Origin of the sequence: Caulobacter sp. RHG1 (genome assembly GCF_013181195.1) — a bacterium.
GTDB lineage: Bacteria > Pseudomonadota > Alphaproteobacteria > Caulobacterales > Caulobacteraceae > Caulobacter.
The window spans coordinates 87,489-110,781 of sequence record NZ_SMZP01000005.1 but is presented as its reverse complement, the minus strand read 5'-3'; the positions used below and the strand labels follow the sequence as shown (position 1 = coordinate 110,781).

The window sequence follows — 23,293 nt, the reverse complement described above, 5'->3', positions numbered from 1 at the left end:
CCCTTGAGATCGGAAATTCGCTAGGGAGCGATCATGACCAAGACCCTCACCCGCCTGAAGTACATCTTCCTGGGCCTGTTCCTGCTCAGCAGCGCCAGCGTCCTGGCGTATCATGCAGCCTGGGTGTGGCCGAAGGATCGCTGCGAGGCCAATGGCGGGGCCTGGGCGGGCAAGTGGCTGAAGTGCGCCGCGGTCTATCCGATCGAGACCTGGACGCGCCGTCCGGCCGGCACGCCGGCGCTCAACAATCAGAAGGCCGATGGCCCGACAGCCACCGCGCCGACCAAGGCTGCGCCGGCGGCCGCAGAAGAAAACCCCTAAGGCGCTTCAGCTCCGCGTCGCGCCGGGCTTCCACAGCACGTCGGCCGCGCCCTTGTCATTGCTCCAGCGAGCGGCGACGAACAACAGGTCCGACAGGCGGTTCAGATACTTGATCGCCGGGGCGCCGACGATCTCGCCCTCGGTCGCGGCCAGGGCCACGCAGGTTCGTTCGGCGCGACGGCAGACGGTGCGCGCTACGTGCAGCGCCGCCGCTGCCGGCGACCCGGCGGGGAGCACGAACGAGGTCAGGGGCTGCATTTCGGCGTTCAGCAGGTCGATCTCCTGCTCCAGGCGCGTCACCTGATTTTCCAGGATCCGCAGCGGCTCCCATTCGGGCTTGCTGTGCTGCTCGGGCGTGGCGAGATCCGCGCCCAGGTCGAAGAGGTCGTTCTGGATCCGCTCCAGCATGGCGTCCAGCGCGGCGTCGGCCGCGGTGTGCTGGCGCGCCTGGCCGATCGCGGCGTTGGTTTCGTCGACTCCGCCATAGGCCTCGACTCGCAGGGAGGCCTTGCTGACCGGCGCGCCTGTGGCTAGGCGCGTGGAGCCGGCGTCGCCGGTGCGAGTGTAGATCTTGTTCAGCGTGACCACAGGCAGGCCTCCGTCAGCCCTTGCGCCACCAGAACGCCGCGCCGACCAGCACGATGATCGCCACGAACTGCAGCACGACGCGCAGGCGCATCAGCTTGTTCGAATAGGAGCGACCGAAGTCGCCGCCGCGGAACAGGGCGTAGAGGCCGGCGGCCAGGGCCAGCAGGACAGCCAGCAGCGCGACGGGGACGAGAAAATCGAACACTTGGGACATGGGCTGAGAATAGGGCCTCGCGCGCGGTCGCGCCATAGCGACGCTCGGTGAGCGGGTATCCTCATCGACCATCGTCCGACGATCGAGTTCGCCGAATGTGTTCAATGAGCTGTTTTGTCGCAGTGACGCTTGGATACCGGTGTCATATCTACCCAATCCGCGCATTGTTCAGTGATTTTTGTTCGGTTTAGCGGTTGCAAAGGTGCTTTTTTGGCGTTAGAGGCCCCGCTTCGATTTTTACAGTGCGCGTTCGTTGAACATGATCAACCTCCCCCACCGCGGATCGGTTCGACGCTTTCACTCACCCCAGCGGGGGTAGGAGATAACCGCATGGCCTCGAGCGCTCACGCCTCGAATGCCGCAGGCCCTATCGCGAACGATCGCGAAGAAGCCCTGGCCGAAGTCCGTCAACTGATCACCGACCTGCGCGACGCCGCTCAGGACGGTCGCCAGCTGGCTCGCCGCTACGCCGACGTCCTTCAGAACGTCGTCGACGAGTACTGCATTGAATTCGAGAAGCGCGCGGAAGCCGCTCTCGCCCGCCTGGAGGCCGCCGCATGAGCTTCGTGTCCGTCAATATGGAGTCCGGCGCCGAAACGCCGGTCAAGCTGACCCGTCGCGCGCTGGCCAAGCAGCGCACTCGTGAACGCGTCCTGGCCGCCGCCCGCCGCCTGTTCACCGAGCGTGGCTACGAAGGCGCCACGATCCGTGACATCGCGCAGGCCGCCGGCATGTCGACCGGCGCCGTGTTCGCCAGCTTCGCCGACAAGTCGGAGCTGTTCGAAGAGATCCTGACCGCCGACTACGAAGTCATCTATGCTCAGATGACCCAGGCCTCGCGCACCGCCAAGACCATCGACGAAGCCCTGCTGGGCCTGTTCGCCGTGGCCTACGGCTTCCACGTCGAGCAACTGCCGCTGCTGCGCGCCAGCATCGCTGTTTCGTGGACCCGTTCGGAAGCCGCCGAGCGTCGCGCCCGCAACGATCTCAAGCACATCTTCCGCCTGATCGCCGAAGCGCTGCAGCGCGGTGTCGACCAGGGCCAGTTGAAGAAAGATGTCGACGCTAAGCTCTTGGCTGAAATCAGCTGGGACGTGTATGTCGCCAACTATCGCCGCGCCGTCTACGACGGTTGGTCGGTCGATGCTCTGCTGGCGCGGCTTTCGGATCAACTGAAGGTCATCTTCGCAGGCGCTCGCGCCTGACGAATTAACTTGGGTGTTCCGTTCAGGGGGAATGGAGCGCCTTTGGAACAGCGACGCTAGCGTGTTCGAGGGGGACGTGCGTGGGCGTAAGAACTGATCAGAAGGCCGCCACCCGGGAGAAGGTTCTCGAGGCGGCTCGCGACCTCTTCAACGAGGTCGGCTACGAGGAAACCACCATCCGCGCCATCGCGGAGCGGGCGGGGGTTTCCGTCGGGAGCGTGTTCACCACCTTCGCCTCCAAGGCGGAGGTGCTGAGCCACGTCATGTCGCATCGCCTGACGGCGCTGTATGCGGAGCTGGACCGGGTCACGCCGTTCCTGCGCGGCAGCACGGCCGACAAGCTGTGTTCGATCTTCGCGATCCATTACGAGTTCGAATGTCGGCGGGTGAAGCTGTTCCTGGCTCACATCGCCGCCTCGTACAATCCGGCCAACGACCCGGGCGTCACGCCCTACGGCCGCAACCCGCGCCTGAACCAGATGCTGCTGGACGTCCTGGAAGAGGGCGTACGCAAGGGCGACGTGCGCAGCGACCTGGACCTGCCGCTGGTGGTCGACACCCTCAAGGCCGCCTATGCCTGGAACTACCGCATGACCGCGGCGGCAGGCGGCGACCTGGAAGCCGCCCAGATGTCGGCGGCCATGGATCGCCAGATCTCGATCATCGCCGAGGGCTGGAAGCCCCGCTAGCCGAGCAAAGGCCGGAAAGGCCCCTTGAAATGCGCCTCATCATGTAACAAATAGAATTACATGAAAAGAAGCGGTCGCCTTTCCGTCGCCCTGCACCTGCTGCTGCACATGGCCGAGCGCCCGGACGATCCGATCGTCTCCGAGCGCCTGGCCGAATGGGCCGACACCAATCCGGTGGTCATCCGTCGCACCTTCGCCGGCTTGCGCGAGGCGGGGATCGTCGCCTCGACCAAGGGCCATGGCGGCGGCTGGCGGCTGGCCCGTGCGCCCGCGGACATCAGCCTGGGCGACATCCAGGCGGCCCTGAACGAGCGGCTGCTGACCCACGCCCTGATCGAAGACACCCCCGGCTGTCTGGTCGAGCGAGCGGTCAACGCCGCCCTGGACGAGGCGATGCGCGAGGCCGAGCGCCTGCTGCACGAACGCCTGTCACGCCTGTCGCTGGCCGACCTCGCCAAGGACGTCGCCGTCCTGTGGGCGGCGGACCCGCGCGCCAAAGGAGAGCATCCTCATGAGCCATGACGTCATCATCGTGGGCGGCGGTTTCGCTGGTCTGTCGGCCGCCATGCAACTGGGCCGCGCCCGCCGGCGGGTGCTGGTCATCGACGCTGGCCTGCCGCGCAACCGCTTCGCCGACGCCTCGCACGGCTTCTTCGGCCAGGACGGCAAGGCGCCGGCCGAGATCTTCCGCGAGGCCGCCCGCCAGGTCGCGGCCTATCCCACCGTCGCGTTTATCCACGGCGAGGCGGCCAGCGCCGCCCAGGATGGCGACGGCTTCATCGTGGCTCTGGCCGACGGCCGGACGGAACGGGCGCGCAAGTTGGTGCTGGCCGGCGGGATCGTCGACCATCTGCCTAAGATCCCGGGGCTGAAGGAGCGCTGGGGCGCGACCGTGCTGCACTGCCCCTATTGCCACGGCTACGAGGTGCGCGACCGGGCGCTGGGCGTGCTGGCCAACCATCCGATGGCGCCGCATCAGGCGCAGATGCTGCCCGACTGGGGGCCGACCACCTACTACACCCAGGGCCAGTTCGAGCCTGACGCCGAGACCCTTGCCGTGCTGGCCCGGCGCGGCGTGGCTGTCGAACGCCAGCCGATCGTCGAGGTGCTGGGCGCGGCCCCTGTCATGGACGCCGTGCGTCTGGCCGACGGCCGGGTCGTGATGGCGCAGGCTCTGTTCGTCGCGCCGCGCACGACCCTGGCCAGCCCGCTGGCGGCTCAGCTGGGCTGCGCGATCGACGAGGGCATGCTGGGCCCGGTCATCCGCGTCGACGAGATGAAGGCCACGACCGCGCCGGGGGTGTTCGCGGCCGGCGACGCCACGCGCAGCATGCACAACGCCACCTTCGCCTCGGCCGACGGGGTCATGGCGGGCGTCGCCGCCCACCGCGCCCTGATCCAGGAGGCCTGATCCAGAGAGGAGGGGGCCGTCAGGGCCGCCGCGTCAGCCGCAGGTCCTGATAGTCGTAGCTGAAGTCGGCCATCGGCGAGACGGCCTTGGCCACCGCCGAGACGACCTTGCCGTCCTTGATGTCGAAGGTGATGAAGGCGTCTTCTTGGGTGCGGTCGTCGAAATAGGTCTTGAAGGTGTCGCCGTCGAACGCGTCCAGCCGGCCGCGCAGGGCGGGGGTCTTGTCGAACGAGATCTTCAGGCCCTGCTTCTTGCGGCCGTCGAGACTGACGGTGACCGTGCCGTACCAGGGATCGCTATAGACCCCGACATAGGCGGCCGGCGGCAAGCTGGGCTTGGCGCCGCCGCTGGTCGGCGTGGTCATGGCGGCATGGTCCTTCAGCGCCTGGGCCTCGCTCTCGGCCTGCACCCGACGGCTTGAGGCGATCCAGTCGAAGTCGTTGCGGCCCTGCAGCCGGTCGGGGCCGCCGTAGCGCAGCGAGCGCAGCACGGGCGTCTCTTCGGCGTTGGTCATGATCATCACGCCCGATTTCCGGCCGGGCAGCAGCGCCGTGTACGAGATGAAGCCGGCCAGGCCCCCGGTGTGCCACAGCATGCGCTCGCCGCGGTGGTCCTGGACGAACCAGCCCAGGCCATAGGCCTGCATTGACGGGCGGGCGGGGTTCTCGTCGGTCGGGCCGTCGGACCAGCTGGTGAGGGTCTGCGGCTTCCACATCTCGCGGGCGGAGGGCTCGCTCCACAGGCGCTTGGCGTTGGGCAGCATGCCCAGGCCCAGTTGCACCAGCATCCACTGGGCGATGTCCTTGGGCGTGGAATTGACGCCGCCGGCGGGGCCCGCCGCGTCGAAGCTGGCGTCGAACGGCAGCACGGTCTGCGGACCCATGCCGCGGATCGGCGGACCCAGGCGCGCATGCGGTTCGGCGCGGCGAGCGCGATCGACCAGGGCCGGACTGGAGACGGTGCTGCTCATGCCCAGCGGATCGAAGATTCGCGCCTTGATCACCGCTTCCCAGGTCTGGCCGGTCACGGCCTCGATCACCGCCCCGGCGGCGACATAGAGCACGTTGTCATAGGCGTAGCCGCCGCGGAACTGGCCGCCGATCGGCAGGTATTTCAGGCCCGCGACGATGTCGGCGCGGGTGTGGGTCGGGGCCGGCCAGATCATCAGGTCGCCCGCGCCCAGGGTCAGTCCGCTGCGATGGACCAGCAGATCGCGCACGGTCATCAGCCTGGTGATCACCGGATCGCTCATCTGGAAGGCGGGCAGGTAGCGGGTGACCGGCGCGTCCCACTCGACCTTGCCCTCCTCGACCAGCATGGCCAGCAACGCGGCGGTCATGGCCTTGGTGTTGGAGGCGATGCCGAAGACGGTGTTCTCGTCGCAGCGCTCCTGGCCCCCCAGTCGCTTGACGCCATAACCCTTGGCCAGCGTGACCTTGCCGCGCTCGACCACGGTGATCCCCAGGCCGGGCTGGCCGGGGAAGGCGGCCATGACCTCCTGGGCGAACTGGTCGATCGCGCCGGCGACCGAGCCGGTGTCTTGCGCGAAAGCCCGGTCGCCGAACGCCGCCAGACCCGTGGTCGCGAGAGCCGAGACAAGGGCGGTGCGGCGAGTGGTGGCGAGCATGGGCGATCCTTACAGTTAAGGTCGCACGCTATGCCGAGCGTCCGTGGCCGGACAAGGGCGGAGTCGCCTAGTTGCCTTCGTCCAACAGCCTCCGCGCGATGACCTGCGCCTGGATCTCGCCGGCGCCCTCGAAGATGTTGAGGATTCGCGCATCGGCCAGCAGGCGGCTGGCGGCGTATTCCATCGCAAAGCCGTTGCCGCCGTGGATCTGCAGCGCGTTGTCGGCGGCGGCCCAAGCGACGCGGGCGGCGATCAGCTTGGCCATGCCGGCCTCGAGGTCGCAGCGCTTGCCCTCGTCCTTCTGGCGGGCCGCGTAATAGGTCAGCTGGCGCACGCCCATGATCTCGGCGGCCATCATGGCCAGCTTGTTGGCCACGCGCGGGAAGTGGAAGATCGCCTGGCCGAATTGCTGGCGGTCCAGGGCGTAGGCCAGGCCGGTCTCCAGCGCCGCCTGGGCCACGCCGACCGCGCGGGCGGCGGTCTGGATGCGGGCGCTCTCGAAGGTGGCCATCAGCTGCTTGAAGCCCTGGCCGGGCACGCCGCCCAGCAGGTTCTCGGCCGGCACGGCAAAGCCGTCGAAGGCGAGCTCGTACTCCTTCATGCCGCGATAGCCGATCACCCCGATCTCGCCGCCGCTCATGCCGTCGGCGGGGAAGTCGTCGCCCTCGACGCCGCGCGGCTTGGGGGCCAGCAGCATGGACAGGCCGCGATAGTCGGTGGTGGCCGGGTCGGTGCGGACCAGCAGGGTCATCACGTCGGCGCGGGCGGCGTGGGTGATCCAGGTCTTGTTCCCGGTCACCACGTAGTGGTCGCCCTCCAGCGCGGCGCGGGTGCGAAGCGCGCCCAGGTCGCTGCCGGTGTTGGGCTCGGTGAAGACGGCGGTCGGCAGGATCTCGGCGCTGGCGATCTTGGGCAGCCAGTATTGCTTCTGGGCGTCGGTGCCGCCAGTCAGGATCAACTCGCCGGCGATCTCCGAGCGCGTGGCCAGCGAGCCGACGCCGATCCAGGCCCGCGACAGCTCTTCCGACACCACGCACATGGCGGTCTTGCCCATGCCGCTGCCGCCATACTCCTCGGGGATGGTCAGGCCGAACACGCCCAAGGCGCCCAGTTCCTCGACCAGTTCGATCGGGATCAGCTGGTCCTTCAGGTGCCAGTCGTGGGCGAAGGGCGTGACCTTTTCCTCGGCGAAGGCGTGGAACTGGTCGCGGATCATCTCGAAGGTCTCGTCCAGACCCGTCCGTTCCAGCGTCGGCCGGCCTCGCGCGTCGGCCAGGTGCTGAGCGATGCGGGTTTTCACCGCTTGCGTGCCGCCCTCGACCATCAGCTTCATGATGCCGTTGGAGAACAGGCGATTCATCACCGCGCGGTCCTCGACGAGGTGTGCGGGGCGGACGATCTCGCCCTGGTTCATCGGCACGCCGCCGATCAGCTGGGCGGCGTATTCGGCAAACAGCAGCTGGGCCAGCAGGGCCTCGATCTCGCCGAACTGGCCCTCGCCCTGCAGCCGCTCGGCCCAGCCGGCGACCTGGTTCATCAGCTCGGCATAGGCTGCGTACCAGCCATAGCCGTGGACGCGCATCTGGTGGGCGTCGGCCAGCTTGCGGTCGATCTTGCCATTCTCACCGGAGATGTGGGCCAGCACCTGCGGCTTGGCCTCGGCGACGAACAGGCTGGCGGAGTCGGCGGCTTCCCGCAGCAGGCCGATCAGACCGGGCAGGATCAAGGTCTCGGACGGGCTTGCCGTATGCGTCATGCTTGCTCCCCTAAGCCGAACGGTTGTTTTCTTTCACCCTGGCGCTTTCCGCATCTGCGAGCAATGCCGCAGTGCAGCGCAAAATCACAAAAGGGGAAGAGACATGCTAACCGTCCATCACCTGAACGAGTCGCGTTCGCAGCGGATCCTGTGGCTGCTGGAGGAGTTGGGCGTTCCCTACGAGATCGTCCAGCACACCCGCGATCCCAAGACCCGCCTGGCCCCGCCGTCGCTGCTGGCGATCCACCCGCTGGGCAAGTCGCCGGTGATTGTTGATGGCGACCTCACCGTCATCGAGTCCGGCGCGATCATCGACTACGTCATTCGCCGCCACGGCGAGGGTCGTTTGGCCCCTGAGGCGGCCAACGCCGACTACGACCGCTACCAGCAGTGGCTGCACTATGCCGAGGGCTCGGCCATGCTGCCGCTGATGCTCAACATGTATGTCGGCCGCCTGGGCGAGGCCGGTGCGCCGCTGCACCCGCGCATCCAGGGCGAGATCGCCAACCACCTGTCGTTCGTCGACGCTCACCTGGCTGGGCGCGACTTCTTTGTCGGCGAAGCGCTGACCGGCGCCGACATCCAGATGAGCTTCGTGCCCGAGGTCGCCAAGGCGATGGGCAAGCTGCCCGACTACCCGCACATGGCCGCCTGGATCGAACGCATGCACGCCCGTCCGGCCTGGAAGACGGCGCTGGACAAGAGCGGGCCGTATGCGCTCGGGGCCTAGCGCCAAACTTTTTTCGACATGAACGAAACCTGCTGAAGCGGTTCGCGCAGCCGTTCAGCTTGGCCCTGTCATGGTCTGTCTCACGGGGTTGCTGACCCCGGAGACATTCAAGGGACGAAGGAACAAGACCATGACCATCACCACGAAGATCAAGACCATCACCCTGACCATCGGCGCTGCTGCTGCGGCTCTGAGCATGGCCGCTGCGCCCCAAGCCAACGCCGGCGTCGTCGGCTGCAAGGCCTCGGGCTCCAAGCAGGAAGTCGGCGCGGTCCTGGGCGGCCTGCTGGGCGGCCTGGCCGGCAACAAGATCGCCGGCAAGGGCGATCGCGGTACGGGCACGGCCATTGGCGCGGTGATCGGCGCCGGCGCCGGTTCGGCGGTCGGCTGCGGCATGCAGAAGACCGAGGCGGCCAAGGAGGTCGGCGGCATCTACAAGTCGGGCGGCTACCGCTACGCCCAGACGGTCCGCGCTGCGCCGCTGGTCGAGACCAAGGGCAAGTACGTGACCCGCTCGACCGTCAACCTGCGGGCTGACGCCTCGACCTATGGCCAACGCCTGGGTTCGGTGCAGTCGGGCACGACCTTCCAGGCCCTGGGCCGCACCGGTGACGGCAAGTGGATCCTGGTCGGCCAGGACGGCGTCGGCGTCGGTTACGTCTCGAGCGCCTACGTCTACCGGGCCTAAGCCCTGACCTTTGGGACGCGGCCGATCCGTCCCTCAGGCCGTGTCCTCGAAGAGAGCCCGTCCGGTCCCCACCGGGCGGGCTTTTTCATGCGCCTCAGGTCAGCGCGCTCACGCCGCCCAGCCAGGTCTGCCAGACCACGACCAGCAGCCAGTGCAGGCCGACGGCCGGCCACAGCGAGCCGGTCTTCAGCCGCATGACCGCGCAGCCCAGGCCCAGCACCGCGCAGCAGGTCAGGAAGTCGAGGCGCAGGAAGGTGGCCGCAGCGGCGGGCAGGAAGGTCAGGGCCTCGACCACGTGCCACAGGGTGTAGAGCGTCGTGGAGGCGGCGATCGCCAGCCAGGGCCGTCGGCTCTCGCCGGGTCCGGGGACCAGCAGGCCGCGAAAGGGGATCTCCTCGCCGAGGGCGGGGATGAGGATGACGGTCAGCAGCCGCAGGGGGAGGCCGGGCTGGGTCGGCGTCAGATGATACAGGCCCGTGCCGAAACCGATGGCAGCCATGGTCGCGAGGGTGACGGCCGAGACGGCGAGGCAGAGCGCCCAGCCGCGCGGGGTGGGCAGGGTGGTGAGGCTGGTGAGGAGGCGTTCGCCGTAGATCTTCAAGCTCAGCGCCTTACCCCCAATCGTCATCCCGCGCTTTATGCGCGGGACCCATGGGTCAGTTTACACGGGAGCGAGCCATTCGGCTCCGCACCTGCGGCGGACAAATGGGTCCCGCGCATAAAGCGCGGGATGACGGTGGTTTAAGTCCGCCACCGCAGGGTCTGGTCCCGCACCGGATTGACGAACGCGCGGCCCTCGCGCCGGCTGGCGTTCCATTCGCGCTTGCACTGGTGGTACCAGCGGGCCTGCTGGTCGGCGTCGCCCACCCACATCAGCGGGGGATTGCACTGCAGCCCTGGGGTCTGGGCCTGCACGATCTTGCCGTCCTGGCGCAGGAACGCCCGCGCCGCCACGCGGATCACCGGGTGGAACGCGGTGAAGGCCCAGTGGTCGGACCACATGATCTGGTTCATGCGGGTCTTGCCCGCGTTGATCGGCGTCATCGCCGACAGGGCCAGCACCTGCCTGTCGCCGACGACGACGTGCTCCCAGCGCAGGCCCGGCAGGCGGAAGGTGATCTCGGTCAGCGGCTCGCCGCCGAGGATGGCGTAGGCCTTGGAGTTCTTGGACGGCTCGTGCCGCACCATGGTGAAGCCGGCTTCGGACGGACAGAAGCTCTTCTTCTTCTCGTGCTGGCTGGTCTTGGTGCGCCACCACCACTGCTGATGCACGAACGGGCCGTGGGCGGGGTCGATAAGGCCCAGCACCGCGTGGTCGATATGGATGTCGTAGTCCAGGTGGTCGACCAGCTTGGGCGTTCCGGTCACGCCGGGAATGGTCGGCGGCGGCTCGGGCGGCTGGCCGTCGAAGCGCGGATCGGACGCCATCCAGATCCACACCAGGCCCTGGCTCTCGATCGTCGGATAGCGGCGCACCCGCACCTTGGAGATGTCGAAGTCGCTGTCGGCGGTCAGGGACGGGATCGACTTGCACGCCCCGTCCGGCCCGAAACGCCAGCCGTGATAGGGGCACTCGACGCTGTCGGTCCCGTCGGCCTCGCGGTGGACCTTGCCGGCCGAAAGGGCTGCGGCGCGGTGGGGGCAGATGTCGCGCAGCGCATAGACCTGGCCGGTCCGCGTGCGGCCCAGCAGCACGGGCTCGCCCAGATATTCGCGTTTCTCGGCCTTGCCGGGTTTCAGGTCGGGCGACAGGCAGGCCACGTACCAGGCGTCCCAGCAGAAACCCTCGCCGAACTTGTCGGGCAGGGCCTTGCCTGAGCGGATTTGGGCCGGGCGAGGTTTGATCAGCGCGGCGGCGTCGTCGGCGGGCGGCATGTGGAGGGAGCTCGGATGGAGATTGGAGGAAAACGCCGTCACTCGAGTCTCATGTCGCAGAACATTGCGACAGTCTCGCAAGCCCCCAGCGCGCATGAACTCGCGGCTTGCTCAAGCTTTAGACGTCACCGCGAGGCGGCGGTCTCAACCAGGCGCTGATAAAAGCGCACCATCCGTTCCACATTGGCCAGACTGACATGCTCGTCGGTGCCGTGGATCATCTTGGTGTCCTCGACCTTCAGCACCAGCGGCTGGAAGCGATAGACGTCGGTCGCGACCCCGCCCATGTAGCGGCTGTCGGTGCCGGCGGTGACCAGGCCCGGAACGACCGGGGCGCGGCTCTCGTCGGCGGCGAGGCCGGCGATGGTCTTCCAGGCGTCGGACTCGGTGGACGACACGGCCGAGGGCTCGTCCGGGGTCTTGGTCCAGGACAGCTGAACGGGCAGATCGCCGACCGCGTCCTTGGCCCGCGCCATGACCGTGGCCGAGGTGTCGCCGGGCGCGATGCGGTAGTTGATCCAGGCCGTGGCGTCCTGCGGCAGGACGTTCTCCTTGGGCGAGCCCTTCAGCATGGTCGGCGCGATGGTGGTGTGCAGCATGGCCGCCCCGGCCGGGGTCTTGGCGGTGACGTCGACCAGCAGCGGCGAGAACAGCCAGGTGTTGGCTGCGAACACCTTGACCACCGGCTTGGCGTGCGGGGCGATGGCCTTGAGCATGTCCGCGCCCGGGCCCTGGAACTTCATCGGGAACGACTTGTCGGTGATGGCCAGGATCGCCCGCGCCAGGGTCGCGACGCCGGTGTCCTTCGGCGGCGCCGAGGAGTGGCCGCCGACGGCCGGGGCCACGACTTTCATCGTCGCGTAGCCCTTCTCGGCCGTGCCGATGATGGCGGCGGCCTGGCCGGTGACGGGGTGGTCGGCGACCACCACCATGCCCTCGTCCAGCACGAACTGGGCCTTGATGTTGCGCGACTTCAGCAGGGCCGCGGCGGCGCGGGCCCCGACGCCGCGCACCTCCTCGTCGTGGCCGCTGACCACGATGACGGTGCGCGTGGGCTTGAAGCCGCTGGCGGCGACGCCGTCCAGCGCCTCGAACAGGGTGACCAGCGAGCCCTTGTCGTCGATCGCCCCGCGGCCCCAGACCGAACCGCCGGCGACCACGCCGTCGAAGGGCGGATGGGTCCATGAGCCTTCGCTGCCTGGCGTCACCGGCACCACGTCCTGGTGGGCCATCAGCACGATCGGCGGCAGGGCGGGGTTCGAGCCAGTCCAAGTGTAGACCAGCGTGTGGCCGGCCACGACCTCGCGGGTCATGACCTTGTGGGCCTCGGGATAGGTGCTCTGCAGCCAGGCGTGCAGCTTGTCCCACTCGGCCGGCTGGTCCTCGGCGGGGTCCTGGTGGCTGATGGTCTGGAAGCGGACGGCCTCGCCCAGGCGGGCGGCGGCGCGGGCGACGTCGACGGGACGGGCCGAAGCCAGATTCGCCGCCTTGGGATCGACCGCTGCCGGGGCCTTGAACGTGGCGGTCCGCACGGCGACAACGCCCGCGACGACCAGCACCAGACCCACGGCCGTCAGCGCGACCTTACCCACGACACCCATCTTACGCCTCCCCCTAAGCGTTCCTTTGGCGAACGCTTGTTGGGGAGGACTGTGCGGTGGGGTGCGACGGTTGGCAAGCCGACGTTACGTCAGGCCCGATACCGCGCTTCCAGCAGGTCGATATCCCGCACGATCTTGCGCGCCGACTCGCTGCTCAGCGTGCGTTCGCGCGACAGCTTGAAGATCGCGTCGCGCTCGGCGGTCAGGCCGACCACGCGCAGCTGCAGCTCGATCGCCTGGAGCTTGCGATTGACCGCCGCCTCGTCGGGCGTGTGCAGGCGACCGTCGATGCGCTCGCGGTACAGCTCCATGACCCGGGTCGAGGCCTCGACATAAAGGTCGGCGTCCTCGCGGCCTTCGCCCAGAGCGTGCTGGGCGGTCTCGATCGCCTGGATGGCGGCCTGGGCGGCTGTGACGCGGGCCTGGTCGATCTCGGCCTGGTGCGAGGGCTCGGGCGGCAGCTCCAGGTTCCGCAGCACGCGCGGCAGGCCGACGCTGGCGACGATCAAGGACACCACGATCACCCCGGCGGCCAGGAAGATGGCGAGATCCCGGGCCGGGAAGGCCGTGCCGTCGGTCAGGGTCAGGGGCAGGGTCAGCACGCCGGCCAGGGTGATGGCGCCGCGCACGCCGGCGAACGACATGGCCGCCACCAGCCGCCAGTCGACCTTGCGCGCCGGCTCGCCGCGGCGGCGGGCCTTGAACAGGGTCAGGCGCAGCGAGGTCCACACCCAGGCAAAGCGCATCAGGCCCAGGGCCGCGCTGATCGCCAGGACATAGATCGCCAGCCACCAGACTTCGTGATGGCCGGTCATGCGGACGGTGTTGGCCGCGCCGTTCAGGATGCCGGGCATCTGCTCGCCCAGCAGCACGAAGATCACGCCGTTGGCGGCGTATTGCACGGTGTCCCACACGGCGGCGCGGCGCACGCGGGTGACGGCCAGGGCCTTACCCGAGCCCTCGACGAAGCCCATGGTCACGCCCGCCGCGACGGCGGCCAGGATGCCCGAGCAGTGGAAGTGTTCGGCCACCAGATAGGCGCCGAACGGGATCAGCAGGCTGGTCAGGATCTGCGAGCCGGTGTCCTCGCCCAGCTTGCGGCCGACCTGCTGCTTGGCCCAGGTCACGGCCCAGGTGACGCCGACGCCGATCACAAGGCCCCCGACCGCCACCCATACGAAGGTCAAGAGCGCCGACTGGATCGAGAACACGCCGGTCAGCATGGCGGCCACCGCAAAGCGCATGCACACCAGGCCCGAGGCGTCGTTCAGCAGGCTCTCGCCCTCGAGGATGTGCATCATCCGCTTGGGGATCGGCGCGCGGGCGGCGATGGCCGACACCGCGATCGGGTCGGTCGGCGAGACGATCGCGGCCAGGGCGAAGGCGACCGGCAGCGGCATGGCCGGGATCATCACGTGGATCAGCCAGCCCACGCCCAGCACGGTCAGCACCACCAGGCCCAGCGCCATCTCCAGCACGATGGCGCGGTCGCGCAGCAGGTCTTCGCGCGGGATGCGCCAGCCGTCCAGGAACAGCAGCGGCGGCAGGAAGAGCAGGAAGAACAGGTCGGGCTTCAGCTCGACCGTCGGCACGATGGAGATCGCGATCAGGGCGCCCAGGGCGATCTGGACGAGAGGGAGGGGCAGTCTCGAAAACCGCGCCAGGGATCCGCTGACAATAACCGCGAACAGAAGAAACAGGATCGTGACGACAGTGTCCAAAACGCCTCCGAACTCTAGAACTTGGCGTACAGACTAGGGGACCAAGCTGCGCAAGATCAATGAAGCTTCCCTAAGGTCGCTCAGAAAAAGGGCTTGGAACCCCCGGCGGGCGCGGGGCTTAGTCCTCTGCGTCAACGAGAAGGACCTCGACCATGGCAGCACGCCATCTTGCGCTGAGCGCCGCCTTCGCCGCCCTCCTGGGCGCGGCCGCCTGCTCCGAGCAGAAGCCCGCCGAGCCTGCCGCTCCGGCCGAGACCCGCGCCGTGGCCGGCGCGGAGGCCGCCGCCCCGCCGCCGGAACCGGCGCCCGCCGTGCCGGCCTCGGGCGGTGAGACGGTCGGCGGCGACGGCTCACAGATCACGCTGAACACGTTGAGCGCGGCCGATGTCGAGGCCAATCCGGTGCAGGGCGAGCTGGGCTGCAGCTTCGGCGGCGCCGGCGCGACCCCGCCGCTGCTGTTGGCCAAGGGCGATGTCGGGACCAAGGATGCGGCCTTCGGCCTCGTAAAGGTCGGCGACTATGTCGAGCGGATCGCCCAGCCGGGCGGGTTCAACGCCCTCACCAAGGGCGGGACCTTCAGCGGCCAAGGCAAGACCATCGTCATCGCCCTGACCGGTCCGGCGATCGGCGGCGGCGAGAGCCCGCCGCGTCCGGCCACCCTGACCTATCAGCGGGCGGACGGCGCTAGCCGGGTCTATACCGGCCTGTGGACCTGCGGTCCGTAGCTACAGCCCAAAGGTGACGAGGCCACGCTCGTCGATCTTCCAGGCCGGGTTCCAGGCGATCTCCCAGGCGTGGTCGTCGGGATCGGCGACATAGCCCCGAAAGCCGCCATGCACGGGCGCGTCGCCTTGACGGAGAATGCGCCCGCCGTGCGCGGCCAGCCGGTCCAGCACCGGCTGTACGTCGGCCTGCTCGGGCACGTTATGGGCCAGGGCGAAGGCGCCGGGACGCACCAGGCCGGGACGCTGCATGTCGTCCTCAAGCCCGCCCGTCAGCCAGGTCCCCAGCATCAGGCCGTTCATCTGGTAGAAGACGATCTCGTCGTTCTCGAACACCGGCGCCCAGCCGAAGCCCTCGACATAGAACCGCCTGGAGCGCGCGATATCCGCCACGCCCAGGGTGATCACCGAAATCTGCTGCTGCATGGTCGAACGCCCTGGTTCGCTGCGTGGAATGCGAAGCGATAAGGGACGGATGACCCGTTGGGTTGCAGGCGGCGGTGCTGGAAAGCCCTAGCCCACGTCCTTCAGGTCCACGTCGATGCCTTGCTCGCGCACCTTGCGGTACAGGGTCGAGCGGCCGATGCCGAGGCGGCGGGCCACCTCGCTCATGTGGCCGGCATAGACGTCGATGGCGTGCTGGATCAGGTCCTTCTCGATCTCCTCCAGCGTCCGCAGGTGGCCGCGGTCGTCGAGGATGCGCACGGGCGCCTCGGCCACGCTCGGGGCGGCCATGGCGGCGTGGGCGGCCTGCAGAAGGGCGGCCGGCGGCGGGGCCGGTGGGGTCGAGACCGCCTCGATCGGCGCGGCCAGGCCCGAGATGGCCGGGAAGTCGTAGGGCTGCAGGTACGGGGCGTCGGCCAGTACGATGGCGCGATAGACCGTGTTCTCCAGCTGGCGGACATTGCCCGGCCAGTCGAAGCTGGTCAGCAGCTGCAGGGTCTCGGGCGAGGCGCCGATGACGCGCTTGCCTTCTTCCACGTTGAAGCGGCGGATAAAGGCCTCGACCAGGGCCGGCACGTCCTGACGACGCTGGCGCAGGGACGGAGCTTCAACCGGGAAGACGTTCAGGCGATAATAGAGGTCCTCGCGGAACACGCCGCCGGCGACGGCCTGCTGCAGGTCGCGATTGGTGGCCGAGACTATGCGGACGTCGACCTTGACCGAGCGCTTGGCGCCGATCGGGTCGATCTCGCCCTCTTGCAGGGCGCGCAGCAGCTTGACCTGGACGTCCAGCGGCAGTTCCCCGACCTCGTCGAGGAACAGGGTGCCGCCGTCGGCTTCCTTGAACTTGCCCAGATGCTTGTCCGAGGCGCCGGTGAACGAGCCCTTCTCGTGGCCGAACAGGATCGACTCGACGAGGTTCTCGGGGATGGCGCCGCAGTTGACGGCCACGAACGGCTTGCCGGCGCGGTCGGACGAGCCGTGCACGGCGCGGGCGATCAGCTCCTTGCCGACGCCGCTTTCGCCGGTGATCAGCACGGGGATGGCGCTCTTGGCCGCCCGCTCGCCGATGCGCTTGACGAGAGTCATGGCGGGCGAATCGCCGATCAGGTCGGCGAAGGTGGTTTTGCCGCCGGCCCGCTTGGTCAGGCGCTCGACCTCGCCCTTCAGGTCGCCCATCGACAGGACGTTGCGGATCGAGACGGTGATGCGTTCCGGGCTGGCCGGCTTGATGAAGAAGTCGCTGGCTCCGGCCTGCATGGCCTTGACCACGGTGTCGACGCCGCCGCTGGCGGTCAGCACGATCACCGGCTGAGTAAAGCCGCGGGCGCGCATTTCCTTCAGGGTGTCGTGACCGTTCAGGCCGGGCATGACCAGGTCGAGCAGGATGACGTCGGCGACCGCGCCGGACGTCAGGTGCGCGATGGCCGCGTCACCGCCTTCGGCGTGGGCCACGGCGAAGCCGTCGCGCTCGAGCACCGCCTGGATCAGCCGACGTTGTGTCGGGTCGTCATCGACGACTAGGACCGTTTTGGTCATAGGGCACATCCACCAGAACCGGCCTTGCTCGACATGGAGCAGGCTCTTGTTGGTTCAGAGTGATACAGGTGGTGGGTAAACATCGGCTTTCGCAGACGTGTCGCGAAGATTAAAGTTTATAGTTAACAGAGGGTTGGTGCTGGGTCGTCGATCCGGCCACCGCGCAATCGCTTGTCCTTGCGAAAGCGGCGGCGAGCAGTGGTGGGGGAGCGGTTTACGCGTCTCGCGCATTGCGTTGCGATGACCCAACCCCCTATCTGCTGACCCATGAACGCGCCCTTCAAACCTGACACCCCGCCGCAATGGAACCTGGCCGACCTGTATGTCGGTCGCGACGATCCCAGGATCGAGACCGATCTGGCCGCCGCCAAGGCCGCCAATGACGAGCTGGCCTCGCTGGAGGGCATGTTCCTGGAGGCCCGCAAGGAGCCGCAGCGCCTGGGCGTGCTGCTGGATCGCGGGATCACGCTGTACGAGCAGGCGACCAACGGCCTGTGGGGCGTGGGCGCCTATGCGGGTCTGGCGGCGTCGGTGGCGCGCGACGATCCGGCCTGGGCTAAGTTCGAGGGCGACCTGCGGGCCCGCTCCTCGCAGATCGCCGCCGAGAGCCTCTATTTCACGCTGGAGCTGAACCAGCTGGAAGACACCGAGATCGCGGCGGCCTTGAAGGCCCATCCCGAAGCCGCCCGCTGGTCGCCGTGGTTGCGCCGGGTGCGCCTGTCGCGGCCGCACGAGCTGTCGCCGGACCTGGAGCGCTTCATCGTCGACAAGGCCCCGGCCGTCGCCAACTGGGTGCGGCTCTATGACGAGACCCTGGCTAAACTGACGGCGAAGGTCGGCGACGAGACCCTGACCCTGCCCGAGGCGCTCAACCGCCTGTCGGACCCCAGCACGGCGCGCCGCAAGGCCGCCGCCGACGGCCTGGCCCAGGCGCTGGAGGAGCGCAGCTCCACCCAGGCCCTGGTGCTCAACACCCTGGCCTTCGAGAAGCAGGTCGAGGACCGCTGGCGCCGCTACGACCATCCGGCCCAGTCGCGCCATCTGGCCAACGAGGTCGACGCCGACGCGGTCGACGCGCTGGAGCAGGCGGTGGTCGAGGCCTATCCGCGCCTGTCGCACCGCTACTATGCGCTGAAGGCCAGGATCATGGGTCTGGAGGCCCTCGACTACTGGGACCGCAACGCGCCGCTGACCGCCGCCGCGCCCAAGTCCTACGCCTGGACCGAGGCGCGGGGCATGGTGCTGGAGAGCTTCCAGGACCTGGCGCCCAAGTTCGCCGAGACCGCCCAGGTGTTCTTCGACCAGCCGTGGATCGACGCCGCGCCGCGGGCCGGCAAGCAGTCGGGCGCCTTCGCCCACCCGGTCACCGCCGACCGCCACCCGTTCGTGTTCATGAACTATATGGGCGAGCGCCGCGACGTGCTGACCCTGGCCCACGAGCTGGGCCACGCCGTACACCAGACCCTGTGCCAGCCGCTGGGCACCTTGCTGGCCGACACCCCCCTGACCCTGGCCGAGACGGCCTCGATCTTCGGCGAGGGCCTGGTGTTCGACCGCCTGCTGGCCGAGGCCACGCCCGAAGACCGCAAGGGGCTGCTGGCCGGCAAGATCGAGGACGGCCTCAACACCGTGGTCCGCCAGATCGCCTTCCACCGCTTCGAGCGCCGCTTCCACGAAGCCCGTCAGGAAGGCGAGCTGTCCGCCGAACAGATCGGCGGCCTGTGGCTGGAGGTGATGGCCGAGAGCCTGGGCCCGGCCGTGCGGCTTAACGACGGCTACGAGCACTACTGGGCCTATGTCAGCCACTTCTGCCACGCGCCGTTCTACGTCTACGCCTACGCGTTCGGCGACCTGCTGGTGCGCGGGCTGATGGAGAAGCGCCGCGAGGATCCGGCCGCCTTCGCGCCGCTGTACGAGGACCTGCTGGCGGCTGGCGGCACCCGCACCTATGTCGAGGCCTTGAAGCCCTTCGGCCTGAACCCGAGGGACAAGGCGTTCTGGGCCGCCGGCTGCGCGCAGCTGGAGCGGCTGGTGGACGAGTTCGAGGCTTTGGTTGGCTGACGATCGCAATGACCCGGCCAAAGACCCGGAGCGCGACCGGCTCTCGGGCCGCCTCTCCCGCTTCGCCAAAGTGGGGGCGGGCCTGTCGGGCGCGGCGGTGTCCTACGGCGCCAACCGTATCCGGGGCGGCGACGACGCCGACGCGCGCAACGCCAAGGCGCTGAAGGCGGCGCTGGGCGGGCTCAAAGGGCCGCTGATGAAGGCGGCCCAGATGTTCGCCACGGTGCCGGACCTCTTGCCGCCCGAGTTCGCCAAGGAGCTTGGCGAGCTGCAGACCAATGCGCCCGCCATGGGCTGGCCGTTCGTGCGCCGGCGCATGGCCGCCGAGCTAGGTCCGGACTGGCAATCCAAGTTCGCCAGCTTCGAGCACGAGGCTGCCGCGGCCGCCTCGCTGGGCCAGGTCCACCGCGCTACGACCCACGACGGCCGCGCCCTGGCCGTGAAGCTGCAATATCCGGACATGCAGAGCGCGGTCGAAAGCGATCTTGGCCAGCTGCGCGCCCTGATCGGCCTTTTCAAGCGGATGGATGGCTCGATCGATCCGTCGGAGATGATCGTCGAGATCGGCGACCGCCTGCGCGAGGAGCTGGATTACGGCCGCGAGGCCCAGCTGATGCGGGTCTATGGAAACTTCTTCGCCGGCCGCGAGGACATCCGCACCCCGACGCCGGTTCCGGAGCTGTCCACGGGGCGCCTGCTGTCGATGACCTGGCTGGACGGGCAGGGGTTGCTGGCGTTCAAGAGCGCCCCGCAAGAGGTCCGCGACCGCATCGCCGCCCTGCTGTTCGAGGCCTGGTGGAGCCCGATGACGACGCTGGGCGTCATCCACGGCGACCCCCATCTGGGAAACTACAGCTTCGCCGGCGAGGGCGCGGCGCACCTGAACCTACTGGACTTCGGCTGTATCCGGGTGTTCCCGCCCAAGTTCGTGGCGGGCGTGGTGCGGCTCTATCGGGCGCTGTCCAGCGACGACCGCGAAGGCCAGATCGAGGCCTATCGGACCTGGGGTTTCACCGGCCTGACCGATGAGTTGGTCGACGCGCTGAACGTCTGGGCCCGCTTCATCTACGGCCCGCTGCTGGACGACCGCGAGCGCACCGTCGCCGACGACGTTCCGCCGGGCGAGTACGGCCGGCGCGAGGCGTTCAAGGTGCGCCAGGCGCTGAAGGCGGTCGGCGGCGTGACCATCCCGCGCGAGTTCGTGTTCATGGACCGGGCGGCGATCGGGTTGGGAGCGGCCTTCCTGCACCTGGGGGCGCGGCACAACTGGCGGCGGATGTTCGAGGCCTCGCTGGAAGGGTTCTCGGAAGAGGCGGTGGCCGAGCGGCAGAAGGCGGCGCTGGGGGCGGTGGGGCTGTAAGCGCCCCCTCCGTCACGATGCGTATCCGCATCGCGCCACCTCCCCCGTTCAGGGGTGAGGAGGATCTTTCTCCTCCCCTGCGAAGCGGGGGAGGTGGCCCGAAGGGCCGGAGGGGGCGCTTGCGGCGCTCACTCCTCATACTCCGCCAGCAACCCTTCCAGTTTCCGCTGCTCAGGCTTCATCACCCAGAAGTACCGCGCCGTGTTCCAGCCCGCACTGGCCGTCAGCGCCACGCCGAACACCAGCAGCATCTGCCACGTATTGCGTTCAGTCGCCTTGCCGACCTCCCACAGCTGGCCGACGCCGACCAGCATCGGGACCAGGAACACCGGCAGCATCATCCAGAAGATCGCCACATTGGCCCGAGCCCGGCGGTTGCTGGCCAGCAGGGCGGCGATCGAGTCGCGCATGGGCGTATCGCTGTCCCGTCCGCGGTGGCGCAGGCGGAAGCCGACCAACAGCACCGCCGCCAACATCAGCCAGCAGACGCCCAGCATGGCCAGGGAGCCCCACTCGCGGCCCGGCTCCATGCGTCCATTGGCGATGGCCTGGACCACGATGGCGGTGAACAGCGCCATCGCCGCCGTCGGCATGGCGAAGAGCGCGATCTCGTGGCGGCGGCGGGTCTTCAGGGTGTTCATGACATCCTCCATCAGGGCAGCCCGGACACGGTCGCCCGGGGTGTTGGCCGGCGAGCGCCAGGCGGTTTGGAACTGGTCAAAGTCCATGGTCGCCCTCCATGAGGCGGGTCAGGCGCTGGCGGATTCGCGTCAGCCGCGCCCCGACATTGGTTTCGGAAAGGCCGTGCAGCCGGGCGATCTCGCCGTAGGACACGCCGTCCAGCGACAGCAGGATCAGCGACCGCTCGACCGGCGCCAGCCGGCGGATCGCCGCGTACAGCCGCTCCAGCAACGCCTCCTGCGGATCGCTCCCAGCGTCGCGGATGACCAGCTCTGCCGCGACCGCCACGCCCCTGCGTCGGCGACGGGTCTCGCCGCGCCGCCAGGTCAGGGCCGCGTTGTGAGCCACCCGGTAGGCGAAGGCGGCCTCGACCCGCGCTGCGCCGACCCTTGGCCGCGCCTTCCACAGCGCCAGGGTCAGCTCCTGCAGCAGGTCGTGCTGATCGGCAGGGGCCGCGAACGCCCGCGCCGTCCGGTGCAGCATCGGCAGATGCGGCTCCAGCCAGTCGGCGAAGTCGTCCTCGATGCGGCGCATGGATCCCCCTCTGTTCGAAAGGGTAGATGCCGGCCGGGACATCGTCCTTACGGAAGGCTTTGCTTTTTTCAAACGCTTGTTAGTCTGGTTGCATGTCCGACGATTTGACCGACGCCCAGACCGCCGCCATCCCCGAGGGTTTCTCCCAGCTGAACTGGTCGCGCGGCTTCGGCCGCCAGATCGGCCCCCTGTTCGAGCACCGCGAAGGTCCCGGTCAGGCGCGCCTAGCCTTCCGGGTCGAGGAGCACCACACCAACGGGCTCGGCAATTGCCACGGCGGCATGCTGATGAGCTTCGCCGACATGGCCTGGGGCCGGATCATTTCGCTGCAGAAGTCCTACAGCTGGGTCACGGTGCGGCTGATGTGCGACTTCCTGTCGGGCGCCAAGCTGGGCGACTGGGTGGAAGGCGAGGGCGAGCTGATTGGCGACGAGGACCTGCTGTTCACCGTGCGCGGCCGTATCTGGGCCGGCGATCGCACCCTGATCACCGGCACCGGCGTCTTCAAGGCGCTGAGCCCCCGCAAGCCGCGTCCCGGCGAGCTGGCCTACAAGGACGAGGGCTGAGCATGGCCGACGATCAGTCCCAACCCGCTTCGCTTCTGGCGCCGTTCGAGGGGCAGCCGCCGCCCGCGCCGGCCTGGTTCGCCGCAACCATCGCCCAGGAGCCCGAACGCTCGACCATCGCGGTCGAGGGGGCGAAGATCGAGCTCCTGACCTGGGGCGAGGTCGGCAAGCCGGGCCTGCTGTTCCTGCACGGCAACGGGGCCCACGCAGACTGGTGGAGCTTCATCGCGCCGTTCTTCGCGAAAGACTGGCGCGTGGCGGCGATCTCGTGGTCGGGCATGGGCGGCAGCGACTGGCGCGAGGCCTACAGCGCCGAACTGTTCGCGAAGGAGATCTTCGCCGCCGTCGACGCCGCCCAGCTGGAAGCCGGCGGCGTGAAGCCGATCGTGGTCGGCCACTCGTTCGGCGGTTTCCCCACGCTCTACTGCGCCGCGCGGCATCCCGAGCGCCTGCGCGGGGTGGTTCTGGCCGACACCAGCATCCAGCCGCCGCACAAGCGCTGGAAGGGGCCGCCGCCACGGTCGGGCCAGGGCAACCGAGTCTACGCGACGCCGGAGGAGGCCCTGACCCGCTTCCGCCTGGCCCCGCCGCAGCCCTGCGAGAACCTCTACATCGCCGACTATATCGCCCGGCGGTCGCTGAAGGAGGTCGAGGGCGGCTGGACGTGGAAGTTCGATCCCGACCTGTGGCACAATTTCCGGATGCCGGACCTGGGGCTGATGTTGCCGCAGATCGCCTGCCCGGCGGCGATGCTGTGGGGCGAGCGCTCGGGGCTGATGGGGCCGGAAACGCTGGACTACATGCTGGAGCAGATGCCGGACGAGGTGCTGCTGCTGCCCCTGCCGGACGCCGACCACCACGTCATGATCGACCAGCCGCTGGCGTTTGTGGCGGGGCTGCGGGGATTGTTGGCGGGGTGGGGCTGAAGCCAAAGATGCGCCCCGATGACAACGGGCAGCG

General features: G+C 68.7%; 25 protein-coding genes. 13 read left to right on the top strand and 12 right to left on the bottom strand.

Going from position 1 to position 23,293, the window contains the following annotated elements; genetic code table 11:
* Positions 1-33 precede the first annotated feature (33 nt).
* Positions 34-321: a hypothetical protein gene (locus tag E1H18_RS14910; RefSeq protein ID WP_194248032.1), complete on the top strand. Its 288-nt coding sequence runs from the start codon at positions 34-36 to the stop codon at positions 319-321.
* 6 nt (positions 322-327) lie between these two features.
* On the opposite strand, the gene E1H18_RS14905 is transcribed toward E1H18_RS14910, so the two are convergent.
* Together E1H18_RS14905 and E1H18_RS14900 are read right to left on the bottom strand one after the other, a co-directional pair.
* The gene (locus E1H18_RS14905; RefSeq protein WP_172269763.1) at positions 328-909 is read right to left on the bottom strand and encodes a cob(I)yrinic acid a,c-diamide adenosyltransferase; all 582 of its coding nucleotides are present in this window, start codon (positions 907-909) and stop codon (positions 328-330) included.
* Positions 910-922: 13 nt separating this feature from the next.
* A complete protein-coding gene (locus E1H18_RS14900; protein ID WP_172269761.1) occupies positions 923-1,123 on the bottom strand; it encodes a twin transmembrane helix small protein in 201 nt (66 codons plus the stop codon).
* A 330-nt stretch (positions 1,124-1,453) separates the two neighbouring features.
* Between E1H18_RS14900 and E1H18_RS14895 the strand changes: the two genes are divergently transcribed.
* From E1H18_RS14895 to E1H18_RS14875, 5 genes are all read left to right on the top strand, one after another.
* Positions 1,454-1,684, top strand: a complete 231-nt coding sequence (locus E1H18_RS14895) for a hypothetical protein (protein ID WP_172269759.1) — start codon at positions 1,454-1,456, stop codon at positions 1,682-1,684.
* Entirely contained in the window at positions 1,681-2,328 is a 648-nt protein-coding gene (locus E1H18_RS14890) for a TetR/AcrR family transcriptional regulator (protein ID WP_172269757.1), read from the top strand. The genes E1H18_RS14895 and E1H18_RS14890 overlap by 4 nt, the downstream gene beginning before the upstream one ends.
* 80 nt (positions 2,329-2,408) lie before the next feature.
* Positions 2,409-3,017 carry a TetR family transcriptional regulator gene (locus E1H18_RS14885; RefSeq protein ID WP_172269755.1) on the top strand — a complete coding sequence of 203 codons (609 nt, stop codon included), beginning with the start codon at positions 2,409-2,411 and terminating at the stop codon, positions 3,015-3,017.
* Between the two features lie 60 nt (positions 3,018-3,077).
* The gene (locus E1H18_RS14880) at positions 3,078-3,539 is read left to right on the top strand and encodes an Rrf2 family transcriptional regulator (RefSeq protein WP_172269753.1); all 462 of its coding nucleotides are present in this window, start codon (positions 3,078-3,080) and stop codon (positions 3,537-3,539) included.
* A complete protein-coding gene (locus E1H18_RS14875; protein WP_172269751.1) occupies positions 3,529-4,428 on the top strand; it encodes an NAD(P)/FAD-dependent oxidoreductase in 900 nt (299 codons plus the stop codon). Before E1H18_RS14880 ends, E1H18_RS14875 begins: the two co-directional genes overlap by 11 nt.
* A 19-nt stretch (positions 4,429-4,447) precedes the next feature.
* Here E1H18_RS14875 and E1H18_RS14870 read toward each other — a convergent pair whose 3' ends face one another.
* Positions 4,448-6,055: a serine hydrolase gene (locus E1H18_RS14870; RefSeq protein WP_172269749.1), complete on the bottom strand. Its 1,608-nt coding sequence runs from the start codon at positions 6,053-6,055 to the stop codon at positions 4,448-4,450.
* Positions 6,056-6,122: 67 nt separating this feature from the next.
* Entirely contained in the window at positions 6,123-7,811 is a 1,689-nt protein-coding gene (locus tag E1H18_RS14865; protein WP_172269747.1) for an acyl-CoA dehydrogenase family protein, read from the bottom strand.
* A 103-nt stretch (positions 7,812-7,914) separates the two neighbouring features.
* Here E1H18_RS14865 and E1H18_RS14860 point away from each other — a divergent pair, with 103 nt between their 5' ends.
* Both E1H18_RS14860 and E1H18_RS14855 read left to right on the top strand, forming a co-directional pair.
* Positions 7,915-8,541 carry a glutathione S-transferase family protein gene (locus tag E1H18_RS14860; protein WP_172269745.1) on the top strand — a complete coding sequence of 209 codons (627 nt, stop codon included), beginning with the start codon at positions 7,915-7,917 and terminating at the stop codon, positions 8,539-8,541.
* 70 nt (positions 8,542-8,611) lie between these two features.
* Positions 8,612-9,229: an SH3 domain-containing protein gene (locus tag E1H18_RS14855; RefSeq protein ID WP_172269743.1), complete on the top strand. Its 618-nt coding sequence runs from the start codon at positions 8,612-8,614 to the stop codon at positions 9,227-9,229.
* Positions 9,230-9,323: 94 nt separating this feature from the next.
* On the opposite strand, the gene E1H18_RS14850 is transcribed toward E1H18_RS14855, so the two are convergent.
* The 4 genes from E1H18_RS14850 to E1H18_RS14835 all read right to left on the bottom strand — a co-directional run bounded on the left by E1H18_RS14850 (position 9,324) and on the right by E1H18_RS14835 (position 14,426).
* Complete coding sequence (locus E1H18_RS14850) at positions 9,324-9,857, bottom strand: type II CAAX prenyl endopeptidase Rce1 family protein (protein ID WP_172269741.1); 534 nt, start codon at positions 9,855-9,857, stop codon at positions 9,324-9,326.
* Positions 9,858-9,970: 113 nt separating this feature from the next.
* Positions 9,971-11,104 (bottom strand): aromatic ring-hydroxylating dioxygenase subunit alpha, encoded by a 1,134-nt coding sequence (locus tag E1H18_RS14845; protein WP_172269739.1) that lies wholly within the window; start codon positions 11,102-11,104, stop codon positions 9,971-9,973.
* A 125-nt stretch (positions 11,105-11,229) separates the two neighbouring features.
* Positions 11,230-12,705: a M20 family peptidase gene (locus tag E1H18_RS14840; RefSeq protein ID WP_172269737.1), complete on the bottom strand. Its 1,476-nt coding sequence runs from the start codon at positions 12,703-12,705 to the stop codon at positions 11,230-11,232.
* A gap of 89 nt (positions 12,706-12,794) precedes the next feature.
* Positions 12,795-14,426 carry a Na+/H+ antiporter gene (locus tag E1H18_RS14835; protein ID WP_172269735.1) on the bottom strand — a complete coding sequence of 544 codons (1,632 nt, stop codon included), beginning with the start codon at positions 14,424-14,426 and terminating at the stop codon, positions 12,795-12,797.
* Positions 14,427-14,578: 152 nt separating this feature from the next.
* On the opposite strand from E1H18_RS14835, the gene E1H18_RS14830 reads away from it, so the two are divergent.
* Positions 14,579-15,151: a hypothetical protein gene (locus E1H18_RS14830; RefSeq protein ID WP_172269733.1), complete on the top strand. Its 573-nt coding sequence runs from the start codon at positions 14,579-14,581 to the stop codon at positions 15,149-15,151.
* Here E1H18_RS14830 and E1H18_RS14825 read toward each other — a convergent pair whose 3' ends face one another.
* Both E1H18_RS14825 and E1H18_RS14820 read right to left on the bottom strand, forming a co-directional pair.
* Positions 15,152-15,574 carry a VOC family protein gene (locus E1H18_RS14825; protein WP_172269731.1) on the bottom strand — a complete coding sequence of 141 codons (423 nt, stop codon included), beginning with the start codon at positions 15,572-15,574 and terminating at the stop codon, positions 15,152-15,154.
* An 87-nt stretch (positions 15,575-15,661) separates the two neighbouring features.
* Positions 15,662-17,131, bottom strand: coding sequence for a sigma-54 dependent transcriptional regulator (locus tag E1H18_RS14820; protein WP_172269729.1), 1,470 nt, complete (start codon positions 17,129-17,131; stop codon positions 15,662-15,664).
* A gap of 267 nt (positions 17,132-17,398) precedes the next feature.
* Here E1H18_RS14820 and E1H18_RS14815 point away from each other — a divergent pair, with 267 nt between their 5' ends.
* Positions 17,399-19,192 carry a M3 family oligoendopeptidase gene (locus tag E1H18_RS14815; RefSeq protein ID WP_172269727.1) on the top strand — a complete coding sequence of 598 codons (1,794 nt, stop codon included), beginning with the start codon at positions 17,399-17,401 and terminating at the stop codon, positions 19,190-19,192.
* A complete protein-coding gene (locus tag E1H18_RS14810) occupies positions 19,185-20,552 on the top strand; it encodes an AarF/ABC1/UbiB kinase family protein (protein WP_172269725.1) in 1,368 nt (455 codons plus the stop codon). The genes E1H18_RS14815 and E1H18_RS14810 overlap by 8 nt, the downstream gene beginning before the upstream one ends.
* Before the next feature lie 128 nt (positions 20,553-20,680).
* Here the strand turns inward: E1H18_RS14810 and E1H18_RS14805 are convergent, their stop codons facing one another.
* Both E1H18_RS14805 and E1H18_RS14800 read right to left on the bottom strand, forming a co-directional pair.
* Positions 20,681-21,280 carry a hypothetical protein gene (locus E1H18_RS14805; RefSeq protein WP_172269723.1) on the bottom strand — a complete coding sequence of 200 codons (600 nt, stop codon included), beginning with the start codon at positions 21,278-21,280 and terminating at the stop codon, positions 20,681-20,683.
* Positions 21,270-21,767, bottom strand: coding sequence for an RNA polymerase sigma factor (locus tag E1H18_RS14800; protein ID WP_172269721.1), 498 nt, complete (start codon positions 21,765-21,767; stop codon positions 21,270-21,272). The genes E1H18_RS14805 and E1H18_RS14800 overlap by 11 nt, the downstream gene beginning before the upstream one ends.
* 92 nt (positions 21,768-21,859) lie before the next feature.
* Here E1H18_RS14800 and E1H18_RS14795 point away from each other — a divergent pair, with 92 nt between their 5' ends.
* Positions 21,860-22,333, top strand: a complete 474-nt coding sequence (locus E1H18_RS14795; RefSeq protein WP_172269719.1) for a PaaI family thioesterase — start codon at positions 21,860-21,862, stop codon at positions 22,331-22,333.
* Between the two features lie 2 nt (positions 22,334-22,335).
* Entirely contained in the window at positions 22,336-23,259 is a 924-nt protein-coding gene (locus E1H18_RS14790; protein WP_172269717.1) for an alpha/beta fold hydrolase, read from the top strand.
* Positions 23,260-23,293: the final 34 nt, after the last annotated feature.

Coding starts and splice junctions, on each gene's coding strand:
- E1H18_RS14910 (WP_194248032.1), top strand. CDS start 34: ATGACCAAGACCCTCACCCGCCTGAAGTACATCTTCCTGGGCCTGTTC.
- E1H18_RS14900 (WP_172269761.1), bottom strand. CDS start 1,123: ATGTCCCAAGTGTTCGATTTTCTCGTCCCCGTCGCGCTGCTGGCTGTC.
- E1H18_RS14895 (WP_172269759.1), top strand. CDS start 1,454: ATGGCCTCGAGCGCTCACGCCTCGAATGCCGCAGGCCCTATCGCGAAC.
- E1H18_RS14890 (WP_172269757.1), top strand. CDS start 1,681: ATGAGCTTCGTGTCCGTCAATATGGAGTCCGGCGCCGAAACGCCGGTC.
- E1H18_RS14880 (WP_172269753.1), top strand. CDS start 3,078: ATGAAAAGAAGCGGTCGCCTTTCCGTCGCCCTGCACCTGCTGCTGCAC.
- E1H18_RS14875 (WP_172269751.1), top strand. CDS start 3,529: ATGAGCCATGACGTCATCATCGTGGGCGGCGGTTTCGCTGGTCTGTCG.
- E1H18_RS14870 (WP_172269749.1), bottom strand. CDS start 6,055: ATGCTCGCCACCACTCGCCGCACCGCCCTTGTCTCGGCTCTCGCGACC.
- E1H18_RS14865 (WP_172269747.1), bottom strand. CDS start 7,811: ATGACGCATACGGCAAGCCCGTCCGAGACCTTGATCCTGCCCGGTCTG.
- E1H18_RS14860 (WP_172269745.1), top strand. CDS start 7,915: ATGCTAACCGTCCATCACCTGAACGAGTCGCGTTCGCAGCGGATCCTG.
- E1H18_RS14855 (WP_172269743.1), top strand. CDS start 8,612: ATGGTCTGTCTCACGGGGTTGCTGACCCCGGAGACATTCAAGGGACGA.
- E1H18_RS14850 (WP_172269741.1), bottom strand. CDS start 9,857: ATGACGATTGGGGGTAAGGCGCTGAGCTTGAAGATCTACGGCGAACGC.
- E1H18_RS14845 (WP_172269739.1), bottom strand. CDS start 11,104: ATGCCGCCCGCCGACGACGCCGCCGCGCTGATCAAACCTCGCCCGGCC.
- E1H18_RS14840 (WP_172269737.1), bottom strand. CDS start 12,705: ATGGGTGTCGTGGGTAAGGTCGCGCTGACGGCCGTGGGTCTGGTGCTG.
- E1H18_RS14830 (WP_172269733.1), top strand. CDS start 14,579: ATGGCAGCACGCCATCTTGCGCTGAGCGCCGCCTTCGCCGCCCTCCTG.
- E1H18_RS14825 (WP_172269731.1), bottom strand. CDS start 15,574: ATGCAGCAGCAGATTTCGGTGATCACCCTGGGCGTGGCGGATATCGCG.
- E1H18_RS14820 (WP_172269729.1), bottom strand. CDS start 17,131: ATGACCAAAACGGTCCTAGTCGTCGATGACGACCCGACACAACGTCGG.
- E1H18_RS14815 (WP_172269727.1), top strand. CDS start 17,399: ATGAACGCGCCCTTCAAACCTGACACCCCGCCGCAATGGAACCTGGCC.
- E1H18_RS14805 (WP_172269723.1), bottom strand. CDS start 21,280: ATGGACTTTGACCAGTTCCAAACCGCCTGGCGCTCGCCGGCCAACACC.
- E1H18_RS14800 (WP_172269721.1), bottom strand. CDS start 21,767: ATGCGCCGCATCGAGGACGACTTCGCCGACTGGCTGGAGCCGCATCTG.
- E1H18_RS14795 (WP_172269719.1), top strand. CDS start 21,860: ATGTCCGACGATTTGACCGACGCCCAGACCGCCGCCATCCCCGAGGGT.
- E1H18_RS14790 (WP_172269717.1), top strand. CDS start 22,336: ATGGCCGACGATCAGTCCCAACCCGCTTCGCTTCTGGCGCCGTTCGAG.